This is a genomic window from Yersinia vastinensis, from assembly GCF_044905075.1.
Lineage (GTDB): Bacteria > Pseudomonadota > Gammaproteobacteria > Enterobacterales > Enterobacteriaceae > Yersinia > Yersinia vastinensis.
The window spans coordinates 2341660-2354601 of record NZ_CP173260.1 but is presented as its reverse complement, the minus strand read 5'-3'; the positions used below and the strand labels follow the sequence as shown (position 1 = coordinate 2354601).

Below are 12942 nucleotides of genomic sequence, written 5' to 3'. Positions count from 1 at the left end.
AAACCACAAAGGAAGCCAATAAATTAGACTTAAGCTAAATTTATCGGTTAAATAATAAGTCGCGTTTTATTTTAAATACTATCAGCTCCGCACTATTACCGAACTGAGTATGCAATAGATCAATTATGCCAGTTGATTATGCATTCAGCTAGCAAAGACTCAGGATCCACTGGATAAATTCTACGGCTTTAGGTTTGTCCAACGTGCGCTTAGGGTAAATTAAATAATAAGGTTTAGTGACGGGCAGTTTGTGTTGCGATAATTGAATTAAACGACCCTCTGCTAATTCTTTCTCAATCAAATGTTGCTGCCCTAGCAAAATGCCATTGCCTGCGATGGCTGAGTCAATCGCCATTGAGGTTAGATTGTAAATTGGCCCACGATTTGGCACGCAGTGCGCCCATTTAGCGGACAGCAACCACTCATGCCAGTCGGGCAGAAACTGCCCTTCTTTACCCCAATCAACATGAATCATCGGGTAATTAATCTTGTGCTTCCCCTCTGACCACGGAGTGATTAATAAATTTGGGCTGGCGACGGGGAAAACACAATCTTGAAATAACCTCTTTTTTTCTTGCTGAGGATAATGTTCGTCACCAAAGGCCAAATAAAAATCAGCAGAGGTCCGATTGAAATCTACTGCTGAATGCGTTGCATGAATATGGATATCAATATCAGGATGTTGCGACAGCCATTGTTTAAGATGAGGATTGAGCCAACGGCTAGCCAGTGCAGGTAATGCAAAGATATTCAGTGATAAATCGCCTTTATCACGCTCAATACTGTGTTGTGCCATACGCAATGTTTCAAAAGCTTGCTGTACATAAGCTAAATAAGCACTGCCTTGCGGGGTCAACGCCACACCAGATTTTGATCGGGTAAAAAGTTGAAGCCCCAAGTGCTGCTCTAACTGGCGAATTTGCTGACTAATGGCCGCAGGCGTTAATGACAAATGCTCTGCCGCACTAGCCAGGCTACCTGTCTTGGCTGCGGTTTCAAAGGCTAAAATAGTGGTTAATTTCGGTAAGCGAACTGCTTTATGACTGTTCATTCATCGCTTCCTTACCCATCTTACTGTGTCGTTATCGATAGCCAAACTTAACTTATCAGTAACGTTTTATTGTTATTCCAGTTACACGTAATCCTATACCGTTAGAAAGATAAACCAAGCAACATTTAGCATGACTGTGGGGATATATGCAGAAACTCGCTGAAATCATTAATATGACCACCCATCCCATCAATGATGTGACATTCGTCGCGCAATGTAAAAACACCTTAGAAACTTACGGCGCATTAGTCTTATCGGATTTTTTATTACCGCTGGCCCTAGGTAGCATTAAGCAAGAGGGAGTTGAGAATCAGCACTTGGCTTATTATGCCGCGAATCAACACAATGTTTATCTGACAAAAACTGATGCAAATTTTCCCACTGACCATCCCAGAAATCGACTGGTAACGTCATCAAAAGGTTGTATTACTGACGAACAAATTCCTGCAAATTCAGCGCTCAGAACCTTATATACCGCTAACGCTTTTCAAGATTTTCTATGTGCCGTATTAAATGAAGAACAGCTCTACCCCTATGCTGACTCGCTCTCTTCCATTAATTTGCACTATGCCAGTCAAGGTCAAGAGTTGGGCTGGCATTTTGATAACTCGTCATTTGCCATCACCTTATTAGTTCAAAAACCTCAGGCGGGAGGTGTTTTTGAATATATAGAAGAGATGAGAGATGCAGATAAAGGTGAAATGAATTATGCCGGGGTAGAAAAGTTGCTCAATCACCAAATTACCCCTAAAACATTACAGATTGAACCTGGTGACTTAGTGCTATTTAGAGGTAGAAATGCAATTCATCGAGTGACGCCAACCCAAGGTGATATCACCCGCATGCTGGTAGTGTTGGCGTATAATGCCCAGCCAAATATTTCATTATCTGAAACTGCCCGAATGACTTTCTATGGGCGTATCTAACTTTTATCTGGCATTACGAATAAACTTATTTCTGCTTGACGGATACACGGCCCGCCAAGCAGAAAATATCCGTCTTAAACAACCCCGGTTGTCACACTAAAATGGCGAGTTTCTCCCGGTGCCAACATCAATAACGTACCCTTTTCTTTTGCAGCTAAATACCCTTCAGGGCGGCAAGTCGCCGGTAAAATAAATGCGGCCACTTTTTGATCGCCATTATATAGGATCCAGCGAGTACCATAATTAAATTGCGTCGTTGAAAAACGAGTTACAAAACGATGTCCTTGTGGGGCCAACATAAAGAACTCGGCTTCATCAACGTATTGTGATAAATCATCAGCAAAGAAAACAATCTCCGGATCATAAAACTCCGGCTCATTTAAATCCGTTAACCCTGCCGGACGATCCCGTAATTGTTGGGTGTATTCCAACCATTGCGGTGTAGGGCGAACATGAGCAGGAACCGTCTCACGTAATTTTAAGGCTGATCCCGGTAAGTTTTGGCGGAATGTAGCTCCGGGAATATAGGTGTAATTCATATGACACATATATTGGAGAGGCATTGGGACACTGGCCAAGTTGGTGACATTCATTTCTATATCAAACTGCGTACTACCCGCTTTCAGTCTTACTAACGGTTGGGCGCAATAGTGATCACCAAATCCTTTTACATATTCCACACTGCCCGCCAATGCCAGTTGATCGCCATCAATAAGTAACCAAGCATAATCCATCTCAGCACAGGGCATTTCTCCATGCAGAACGTGATCATCTTCCGGTGAAGGGCAACCATTGCGACGTAAACCTGAATGGAAAGCAAAACAACCGTAGGTGTCCACAATATTCTCTCCCCGCTTGGGCTGAGAAAACATGTTATCCATTTTCAGATTATGGCCATCAAACTCTGCATCCCAAATCATCTGACCATAGTAAGGTAAAATTGTCACATAACCCCGGGAGTTGGTTATTTTTAATGCTTCAATACCAGATGCATACTTAAAACTGGTCACGGTAAAGTTGTCGCAACGGAAGATTTCCTGCTCATGGCGACTGAATTGTTCGCGAAACAGCGCTATTTTAGCGATCATTATAAATACTCCCCCGCTTAACTAGGATTCGTTATTTGCCAATGTTGCCGCATTTGTCCGCTGTTTATTGCGCAGCTCACCCCAGAAATAGAAACCGACATAGGCGAAACACAATAAAGAGACAAAGAAAGCGTGCTGCATTGAACCCAAATGGTCAGAAACAAAGCCCTGTAACGCAGGAACTACCGCAGCACCAACAATTGACATAACAATAATGGCTCCTGCAACTTCGGTATATTTGTTGTCTACTGTATCCAAAGTACCCGCATAGATAGTGGCCCAGCACGGTCCAAATAACACACTAACAAACACTGCTGCATAAACAGCCGTAAAGTTAGGTACACAGACCACATATAACAGGGTTAACACCCCCAAGATGGAATAGGCAATTAATACTTTCTCGGCTTTAAAACGGGTCATCAGGAAATTGGCGACAAACTTACCGATGAAGAAACAAATAAAGCTGTAGATCATAAAATTTGAGGCATCTCGTTCATTAGATGCACCAAGATTCAACGCCAGACGGATGGTAAAAGACCATACAGCAACTTGCATACCAACATAGAGGAATTGAGCCACAATCCCTTTTTTGAAACGGCTGTTCCCTGCCAGATATTTCAGCGTCTCTTTTAATGAAGGTTGAGCAACTTTTTTATTACTGTCACCCTGAGGTTTACAATGGGGATAACGAGTAACAATAAACAACAACATTACCAGTAATAAAACAAAAATCAGGTATTTATATGGCTCTAATGTATGTTCTAACATACTAAGACGAAATTCATGGATCTGTTCCGGTGTCATCGATGCCATTTGAGTTTGTAAACTATCACCCTCTTGGAATACCAGATACTTCCCTAAAACAATTCCCATCAATGCGCCAATAGGATAAAACGTCTGGCTGATATTAAGGCGTAGAGTGGCATAATCTTTATGACCAATCATTGAGCTGTAGGTATTCGCCGCAGTTTCAAGGAAACTTAGTCCAATGGCAATGGCAAAAATAGCCGCCAGAAACATAGTGTAAGTTGCCATGTGGGACGCTGGATAAAACAACGTACAGCCAACAATATAAAGTGTTAACCCAATCAAGATGGCCACTTTATAACTACTTCTTTTAATAACTAATGATGCGGGGATTGCAATCAGGAAATAGCCACCGTAGAACGCACTTTGAACCAATGCACTCGCAAAATCACTAAGTGCAAAAACACTTTTGAATTGGGTAATTAAAATATCATTCAGGCTGGCTGCGCATCCCCAAAGCGGGAATAAGCATGAGAGTAAAATAAATTGGAACAGAGGTGTTTTATTTAAATAGCCATCTGGCAATTGAACGGTATTCAGGCGCATTTTATTTTCCTTGGTGTAGGGTATTTAAAAAATCAATAAATTGCGACGCGTCAGGGTAAGAACGTTGTGTTCCTTTGCCAGTGACACTGTATGCTGCAAAAGCAGAAGCGATTTCCATCGCTTTTAATACATTTCCGTGTTGAACATATTCATGAGCAAAACACCCAATGAATGCATCGCCAGCACCGCTAGTATCGATGGCGTGGACACTCACTGGGGGCACATGATGAATTTCTTCACCGTGCATCCATAATGAACCTCGGTGACCCAAGGTAATGATTAGATTATGCAAACCTTTATCAAGTAAGCTGCGCCCTGCCCGATAAATATTATCAAGGCTGTCTACGGGCATTCCGGTCAAAATAGCGAGTTCAGTTTCATTCGGCATAAAGAATTCACACTGACAGGCATAGCCAATATCGAGAGCTTTAGACGCAGGTGCAGGATTAAGAATGACTTTGATATGGTGCTGACGAGCAAAATCAATGGCGGCGTAGACAGTTTCCAGCGGTATTTCGAGTTGCAGTATGATTAATTGGCAGGCTTTTAAGGCATCGGCAGCAGCATCTATATCTGCTGGTAACAAGTGATTATTCGCCCCTTTGATAATTAGAATGCGATTTTGTGACGATTTATCGACAAAAATTGGCGCTACACCACTGGAGGTTCCTGCAACTGTTTGCACATATTGAGTATCTACCCCAGCTTTTTGCAGATTTTGTATCGTATTTTCAGCAAAAAGATCATCACCCACACGAGTGACCATCATAACGTTAGCACCTAATCTGGCTGCTGCTACCGCCTGATTAGCCCCTTTCCCACCACACCCAATTTCAAAATCCGGGGCCTCTAATGTTTCCCCAACTTGCGGCATTTCATCAATGTAGGTGATTAAATCAACCATGTTCGAACCAATGACTGCGATATCCATTGTCCCTTCCTTTATACTTTTTTTATCGTTTAATGTTAATGCAATAACATTATCAGGCGATAAATGTTATGTATGTGACAATGATCGCAGCATTGAAAGGGAGTTAATTCCACTAGGCCTTAACCAGGCAGTCATAAATGTTATTATTATAACAACTGGTAAGCAGCGATAATGTGAATGGAGGATATCGACGGGAAAAGGAATGTTGATGGGACAACAGCAATAAAAATCCCGGCCAAGACAGCACCGGGATGATTCTGCAGAAAGTGAGGAAACTTATTTAATCGCCATATTATTTAATCGCCATAGCATCACGCATGGTAAAGAACAGGTCCGTTTGATCTGTTAAACCCACAACATTTGCCGCATGTGGCCCGTAAGCGGCTATACGCAGCTGTGTACCAGTATGGCCTTGAGAATCATCTTCAGAATTACCGTAACTGATAGCCATTACCGCACCATCTTTTGTCGTTAATGCCTGAGTCAGGCCGGGTGCTTTCGCATCGGCTTCGATAATTTGGCTGGAATGTGCATGGTCTGCCGTTACGATAACTAAAGTGTTGCCATCTGCACGGGCGAATTCCAATGCTTTTTGTACTGCTTCGTCTAGATCAACTGTTTCGCCAAATTGGCCACACGGGTTAGCGGCGTGATCTTGCTTATCAATGGATGCTCCCTCGACTTGCAAGAAGAAACCATTTTTATTGGTTTTGAGCAAATCAATGGCTTTTTCCGTCATGACCGCCAGTGTTGGAATATCTTTAGTACGTTCAGCATTGTTTTCACAAACGACAGGCGGTTTATCAACATTGCCGTGGTAAGAGGCTTTTGGCCCCTGCCAACGCACAGGCATATTACCTGAGCTAAATAGCCCTAATAGCGGTTTTTGTTGGTCTGCTTGGTTGATTGCGTTCAAGTCATTAAGATTTTCAACAATCACATAACCGCGTGCTACAGCTTGATCACGCAAGGATTTATCTTTCCATTCACCGGCTTTAGCGAGTTGGCTGAATGATTTTGAGCCACCGCCTAAGGTGACATCAGCGCGTCCTTCAATCATTTGCTCAGTAATAGAACCTCGGCCGCCGTTTTCCAGCGCATTAGTACCGCATTTTTCACTGGTTTCTTCTGGACCGTAGCATTTACGCCCTGTGACATGCGCAAACTGTGCCGCTGGTGTGGCATCTTGTAATTCAGCCGTTGACACATTTCCAGTCGCTTTACCTGCTTTTTTAGCTAGCTCTAAAATAGTGACGTGATCTTTACCAAAAACATCAACACCCAGCGCGCCATTATAGGTTTTGACACCGGAAGACCAAGCCGTCGCTGAAGCAGCCGAGTCAGTGACATAATCGGGTTTCTGTGTTTTTTTATCTAATGAATAGTGAGTGTATTGTCCAGTGAGTGGTAGAGCATCAATGCCTTTGAAGAATCCGCCCGCCCCCATCGCATAATTACGTGCTGAGGTAATTTCTGAATCACCCATACCGTCGCCAATCAGTAAAATGACATTTTTTACCGTCTTATTGGATAACGAGTCGCGAAGTGCCTGAGTTTGATCACTCGTCAAACGGCGAGCTCCGCCAAATTGCGTGACATCGCCGTGAGCACTGCGATCATATAAACCTGTGGCGGCGGCAACCGCATTAGGCACGAATATTGAACTGCTTAAGATCAAGGCGGATAAGGCTATGCCGGACAAAGTGGATACGCGATTCTGCATGAGTAGAATTCCTTGTTGTAAAACAGTAATACAATTTGTATTTATTGGTTACAACGGATACTAGAACAGGCGAATGACGCTTTTATGACAATCGCAATGAATTATTAACCCTTATCTTTCAAGATTATTCTCAGCCCTTTCGCTGCCAAACGACAAAGTAGCGTTAAATTAGCCCCCCATTGGCACGCAAAACTTGCCCATTGATCCAACGGCCATCCTTGCCAACCAAAAATGCCACTGCTGCGGCGATATCTTCTGGGGTTCCTAATCTTTCTAATGGTGCCATTTTAGCCATTTTTTCAATCAGTTCTGGCGATTTACCATCCAAGAATAGATCCGTAGCTGTTGGCCCAGGAGCTACCGCATTGACCGTAATATTTCGGCCTCGTAACTCTTTAGCCAGAATGGCCGTCATCGTTTCAACCGCCGCTTTAGTGGCGGCATAAACCGCATATTTTTCCAGTTTCAAACCCACCACACTGGTTGAGAAATTAACAATGTGCCCTCCCTCTCTGAGCCGTTTCGCGGCTTCACGCATCCCGTTAAAACTTCCTTTTAAATTAATCGCAATGAGGTGATCAAAGTGTTCATCATCACTATCAGCAATTGTACTGAGAGACATAATTCCGGCATTATTGACTAAGACATCAACCCCACCAAAAGCCGTTTCTGCTTTAGCAAATAGTTGCGCCACCGCGGCAGAGTCACTGATATCCCCTTTTGCTGCCAGTGCATATCCTCCCGCTTGTTGAATTTTGCGCACCAATGCCTCGGCTTCATCGTCAGCTCGTGAATAATTTATAAGCACAGCAAAGCCATCTTGTGCTAAACGCTCTGCGATTGCAGCGCCAATCCCTCGAGAGGCCCCCGTGATAATGGCGACGGGCTGAGTTGTATTCGTCATAATCTTCCCCTAAAAGTGAGTTTAATTGTTCATCCACGTTCGTTGGCAGTGCGCCTGAAAGAGAGTTATTGCCAATGACATGAGTCAACAAAGAATGCCACTTTTGTCTATTCGGATAATCCACTATTATTCGATAACACTATCCGAATAAAGCGAACAATAAAGTGGACAGAATAGAGGCAATGCGCGTGTTTATCAGAATAGTAGAGCAGCGCAGTTTTACCCAAACAGCCCAAGATTTAAATTTGCCACGATCTACAGTGACAGACGCAGTAAAACAACTTGAAAAACGCTTAAATGTCCGCCTATTGCAACGAACAACCCGGCATGTCAGCCCAACACTGGATGGGGAAGCTTACTATCAGCGCTGCCTGCGAATTATTGCTGATATTGAAGATGCTGAAATGGCCTTTGCCAATGCGAAGCCTCGAGGTTTGCTGAGAATAGATGTACAAGGGACTCTGGCGCGCCATTTTGTTCTGCCACAATTACCTGATTTTATTGCTCGATACCCGGATATTGAATTATTTATCAGTGAAGGTGACCGACTGGTTGATTTAATTCGCGAAGGTATTGACGGGGTGTTACGTGTCGGCAACTTACAAGACAGCGATATGGTTGCCCGCCGAGTGGCCCTATTGCCGCAAGTCACCTGTGCTGCACCACGTTATTTGCAACAGCATGGCACACCCAATACGCTGAATGAACTTGCCGGGCATCAGATGGTTGGTTTTCGCTCCAGCGCAACAGGCAGTTTGATGCCGTTAGAGTTTGTAACTGGCGCTATAATGCTGCCTGTCGCCGAAAAAGATCATTCGCTTCAGCTCTCGATAACTCACTCAACACCTGAAGTTCATCAAGTAAAGTTACCGACAGTGCTATCAGTCAGTGGCGCAGAAAGTTTCGTGGCTGCTGCCCGGCTAGGGCTTGGGATTATCCAAGTACCGCGCTATCACCTTGAGCCAGACTTAATGGCTGGTACGTTGGTTGAGATATTGCCAGAATATGCTCCACCTCCCATGCCAGTCTCTTTTCTATATCCTCATAGCCGCCAACTTTCACCACGAGTACGTATTTTCAGTGACTGGTTAAAGCAATTGTTTCTTGTGACCGAGATATGAATGCCTCGACCTGTCATATACAAATTGATTGTGGTTTAAATCATGGCAGCCGAACGGATTAACCTGACTGCCGTGATGTATTATTGTGCTTTCTCGACTGACTGATAAATATCAATATCAAAATAGCCATCAGTCATGCCGTCATTGAGGTAAACCTCATAACACGCACCTTCAACTGACCGATACCCACTTTGGGGCAGATGCTGGTTATATAATTCACCCCATGCTTTAGCGTAATCATCATCTATTACTCGGGTGTGATACACGGCATATAAACCACCGGGGATCACTTGTAATTGTAGTTGACCACTGAGTTGTGCGGGCAAGACATAATCATCAGCGACGGACAATGAGACATCAGCTCGCAATTGAGCCGGAGGGTTGGTATCTGGGTTATCCCAGTAAAGTGCTAGCCAATCTTTACCTGGAATTTGGTGCTGCGTATAAAGTGATGAAAGTTGCTCAAAGCCCCGGGGAATAGTCTCATGATACGGGCCTACGACCCGGATGCTGACGATCTGCTGCGGTTGTTTTTCAACTATCTTGAATGTCATATCGCGACCTCGACTTAATGGTTTCAATAAAAATTAAGTGACTAAAGATACGATGTTACAGATACTGTTCATTTATACAGTATAGCGTGATTTTATGACATTTGATTAATTTTCGACCTTGATTTGTGAACGGCTTCGCAAAAAATCATCAGCCTGTTCAAGTTGAAGATGGCTGAAAACCATGATTCCGTGGCGGCGTAATAATGCAGTAGTTACCCCCGGACCAGTGCGTTGCGTTCCACTAAAATGGCCATCATAAATGCGACTACTGCCACACGATGGACTACCTTCAGTCAACACGGCCAAGAGACAGTGGTGTTTTTGTGCAACGTCTAATGCTTGATAAGCGCCTTGTAGAAACTCCCGGCTAACATCATTGCCCCACTGTTCAATCACCCGCGCCTGGCCTTGCAACACAGCTTCACCATTGCCCTGTTGAATTTCAGCCGGGGGACGTGGTACAGGCATTCCTGCTGCTAATTCAGGACAAGCCAACACTAGCCGCCCTTCATCCTGCCAACGCTGGATAATTTCATCATGGACAGACAGAGCTCTGCCATTATAACGGACGGGTTTCCCCATGAGACAGGCACTAATCAGGATACGCGCAGGTTTGGATTCCACGTGATTATCAACCTTACTATTATGAGTGTTATAAACTAAACATGACGATTAAGATCGATAATAACGAATTAATGGTTACCCGTCATAAATCCAGCTTGATGATTAGCACAAAACAGATATTTCCGGGGAAATAAATGAGCCAGCCATTTATTTTGAGTACCCAATATTCGCTAAAACTTGCGGTAACAATTGTGCTAGACGGCGAGCCCACGCTTTCTGACCATCGTGCTCAGTAATAAGATCTTGGCGAATTTCAATCCCCACATAGGGCAATTGCCGCTGTTCGGCGTGGAATGGCAACGTAAAATCGGTGGCATCCGTCATCGCATAAGGTTCATTAATACCGACATGCAATGAACTATCTTGTTGTAACAATGCAACTAATTGCAAAGCAAAATCTGGATTGCGGTTAAATAAAGTGCCAATTTGCCAAGGGCGGTCACTGTTTTTAAATGATGGTGTAAAACTGTGCATGGAGATAATAACACTGGGCTGACCGCTATCACGGCGTCTATCAAGTGTCTGTGTAATCAAATCATGATATGGCTGGAAGACTTCAATTCGACGGGCTTGTGCTTCTTCTACGGTAACACCTATATTGCGTACAATTCGTGTATGTTCCGAGATTTCGGGGATAGAACTGGCAATACCCGGTGTGCGGTTACAATCAATAACTAAACGCGAATAACGTTGGTGAATTAATGTCGCATCAAGATACTGACTGAGTAACTGCGCAGTCGCTAATGATCCAATATCCCAACCAATATGACGGTCAATCTCTCCTGCGGGTAAACCCAAATCGCCTAGCTGAGTTGGGATACGTTGCCCTGCATGGTCAGCTAGCAGAATAAAAGGTGAGCAACTCTCGGGGTTTTCAATGACGGCAGCCTGAGGATCGCCATCGCGTAATAAAGGATACGAAATCGTATTCGACATGAATTGAGCACCTGATTAGGAGTGGGTTTCACAAACAATACTGTCTATGAAGTCTGTTTAACAAACTCTCATCCTAGCGGCTAATACCCGCTTCGCCCACCTCAACCTTATAACTAAACGCTCTGCGTTATGCGATTGATGCCGCAATAAGAACAGTTTTTTGCTTTCATACCGGGATTGTGATCTATCGATGCTATCTTTCATGCAATAATTACCGCTAAAATTTTCATCAACCTCTCTTTTCATCAACCAATGGCAGCAAGGTAGCGGAAACTTATGGAAACGTTTTTGATTGATAGGATGGCAACCCCGCAAGGTGAACTGTTGCTAATTGCAGATGAGGAGCACCGGCTACGCGCTATTGATTGGACCGATCATTACGACCGTCTGATGAAATTACTGCACAATCATTACGGCAAAAATAGCTTTACGTTGGTTGAAAAACGTAATCCCGGTGGGTTAAGTGAAAGTATGCAACGCTATTTTGCCGGTGAGCTTAGTATTATTGACACGTTGCCAGTGAAGACTGCCGGCACTGATTTTCAGCGTCAGGTCTGGGAGCAACTGCGAAAAATCCCTTGCGGTCAGACGATTACCTATGGCGAGTTAGCAAAACGTATTCATCGTCCAACTGCTTCGCGAGCGGTTGGGATGGCGAATGGCTTAAACCCAATTTCTATTGTTGTCCCCTGTCACAGGGTGATTGGCCAGCAAGGCGCATTGACGGGTTATGCTGGTGGTGTAGAGCGAAAACGGTGGCTATTAATGCACGAGGGTTATCTTTTAGCACGCTAACTATTCTTACTCTTATCAGAAGCAAGAAAAGATGTTAAAATTGACGCATATCAATATTAATGGGAATACCCTATGATCCCGGAAAAACGCGTAATCCGACGTATCCAGTCTGGTGGTTGTGCAATTCACTGTCAGGATTGCAGTATTAGCCAGCTCTGTATTCCGTTTACCTTAAATGAAAATGAGCTGGACCAGCTCGACAATATCATTGAAAGGAAAAAACCTATTCAGAAAGGACAGGCGCTGTTTAAAGCAGGTGATGAACTTAAATCCCTGTATGCCATCCGTTCCGGGACCATTAAAAGTTATACCATTACCGAAGAAGGTGATGAGCAGATTACCGGTTTTCATTTGGCTGGCGACTTAGTCGGCTTTGATGCTATCAGTAATTTACAACACCCAAGTTTTGCGCAAGCCTTGGAAACATCCATGGTGTGCGAAATCCCGTTTGACACACTGGATGACTTATCTGGCAAAATGCCAAATCTGCGCCAGCAGATGATGCGATTAATGAGTGGCGAGATAAAAGGTGATCAAGACATGATCTTACTGCTTTCTAAAAAGAATGCAGAAGAGCGTCTGGCTGCCTTTATTTATAATCTTTCCCGCCGCTTTGCACAGCGTGGTTTCTCCCCACGCGAGTTTCGTCTAACTATGACGCGCGGCGATATCGGCAATTATTTAGGTCTAACAGTAGAAACCATTAGCCGCCTATTGGGCCGTTTCCAGAAAAGCGATATTCTGAGTGTGAAAGGCAAGTATATCACTATCGAGAATACCGAAGCGCTGGCACAGCTAGCGGGTAATCCAAGACCCAGTCTTTAAACCGAATATCAGACCAGTAAATACTTCAGAGGATAACTCTTATTTATTGGTCTGATTAGCGCTCTCCCTGTCCTCTTTGACTTTCATGGTTTACTCTTTAACTAACATACT

The 12942-nt window shown here is 43.9% G+C and carries 13 protein-coding genes; 4 read left to right on the top strand and 9 right to left on the bottom strand.

From position 1 onward, the window contains the following. Positions 1-148: 148 nt before the first annotated feature. A complete protein-coding gene (locus ACIOG0_RS11045) occupies positions 149-1051 on the bottom strand; it encodes a LysR substrate-binding domain-containing protein (RefSeq protein WP_050140648.1) in 903 nt (300 codons plus the stop codon). Between the two features lie 146 nt (positions 1052-1197). On the opposite strand from ACIOG0_RS11045, the gene ACIOG0_RS11040 reads away from it, so the two are divergent. Further along, positions 1198-1977 carry a 2OG-Fe(II) oxygenase gene (locus ACIOG0_RS11040; protein ID WP_050097661.1) on the top strand — a complete coding sequence of 260 codons (780 nt, stop codon included), beginning with the start codon at positions 1198-1200 and terminating at the stop codon, positions 1975-1977. A 74-nt stretch (positions 1978-2051) separates the two neighbouring features. Here ACIOG0_RS11040 and ACIOG0_RS11035 read toward each other — a convergent pair whose 3' ends face one another. The 5 genes from ACIOG0_RS11035 to ACIOG0_RS11015 form a co-directional block, all read right to left on the bottom strand. Continuing rightward, the gene (locus ACIOG0_RS11035; RefSeq protein ID WP_050097660.1) at positions 2052-3065 is read right to left on the bottom strand and encodes an aldose 1-epimerase family protein; all 1014 of its coding nucleotides are present in this window, start codon (positions 3063-3065) and stop codon (positions 2052-2054) included. 21 nt (positions 3066-3086) lie between these two features. Next, positions 3087-4418 carry an L-fucose:H+ symporter permease gene (fucP, locus tag ACIOG0_RS11030; RefSeq protein ID WP_050097659.1) on the bottom strand — a complete coding sequence of 444 codons (1332 nt, stop codon included), beginning with the start codon at positions 4416-4418 and terminating at the stop codon, positions 3087-3089. 1 nt (position 4419) lies between these two features. After that, complete coding sequence (gene rbsK / locus ACIOG0_RS11025; protein WP_050097658.1) at positions 4420-5349, bottom strand: ribokinase; 930 nt, start codon at positions 5347-5349, stop codon at positions 4420-4422. A gap of 292 nt (positions 5350-5641) precedes the next feature. Beyond that, positions 5642-7072, bottom strand: a complete 1431-nt coding sequence (gene phoA, locus ACIOG0_RS11020; RefSeq protein WP_050097657.1) for an alkaline phosphatase — start codon at positions 7070-7072, stop codon at positions 5642-5644. A gap of 163 nt (positions 7073-7235) precedes the next feature. Continuing rightward, positions 7236-7976 (bottom strand): SDR family oxidoreductase, encoded by a 741-nt coding sequence (locus tag ACIOG0_RS11015; RefSeq protein ID WP_050097656.1) that lies wholly within the window; start codon positions 7974-7976, stop codon positions 7236-7238. A 164-nt stretch (positions 7977-8140) separates the two neighbouring features. Here ACIOG0_RS11015 and ACIOG0_RS11010 point away from each other — a divergent pair, with 164 nt between their 5' ends. Further along, positions 8141-9097, top strand: coding sequence for a LysR family transcriptional regulator (locus ACIOG0_RS11010; protein WP_128451681.1), 957 nt, complete (start codon positions 8141-8143; stop codon positions 9095-9097). Positions 9098-9177: 80 nt separating this feature from the next. Here the strand turns inward: ACIOG0_RS11010 and sbmC are convergent, their stop codons facing one another. The 3 genes from sbmC to ACIOG0_RS10995 all read right to left on the bottom strand — a co-directional run bounded on the left by sbmC (position 9178) and on the right by ACIOG0_RS10995 (position 11211). Continuing rightward, a complete protein-coding gene (gene sbmC, locus ACIOG0_RS11005) occupies positions 9178-9651 on the bottom strand; it encodes a DNA gyrase inhibitor SbmC (RefSeq protein WP_050139550.1) in 474 nt (157 codons plus the stop codon). 105 nt (positions 9652-9756) lie between these two features. Continuing rightward, positions 9757-10275 (bottom strand): DUF523 domain-containing protein, encoded by a 519-nt coding sequence (locus ACIOG0_RS11000; protein ID WP_050097653.1) that lies wholly within the window; start codon positions 10273-10275, stop codon positions 9757-9759. Between the two features lie 147 nt (positions 10276-10422). Continuing rightward, positions 10423-11211 (bottom strand): N-formylglutamate amidohydrolase, encoded by a 789-nt coding sequence (locus ACIOG0_RS10995; protein ID WP_050097652.1) that lies wholly within the window; start codon positions 11209-11211, stop codon positions 10423-10425. Between the two features lie 276 nt (positions 11212-11487). Between ACIOG0_RS10995 and ogt the strand changes: the two genes are divergently transcribed. Then, positions 11488-12006, top strand: a complete 519-nt coding sequence (gene ogt, locus ACIOG0_RS10990) for a methylated-DNA--[protein]-cysteine S-methyltransferase (protein ID WP_050139552.1) — start codon at positions 11488-11490, stop codon at positions 12004-12006. Between the two features lie 72 nt (positions 12007-12078). Next, the gene (locus tag ACIOG0_RS10985; protein ID WP_050097651.1) at positions 12079-12831 is read left to right on the top strand and encodes an FNR family transcription factor; all 753 of its coding nucleotides are present in this window, start codon (positions 12079-12081) and stop codon (positions 12829-12831) included. Positions 12832-12942 lie beyond the last annotated feature (111 nt).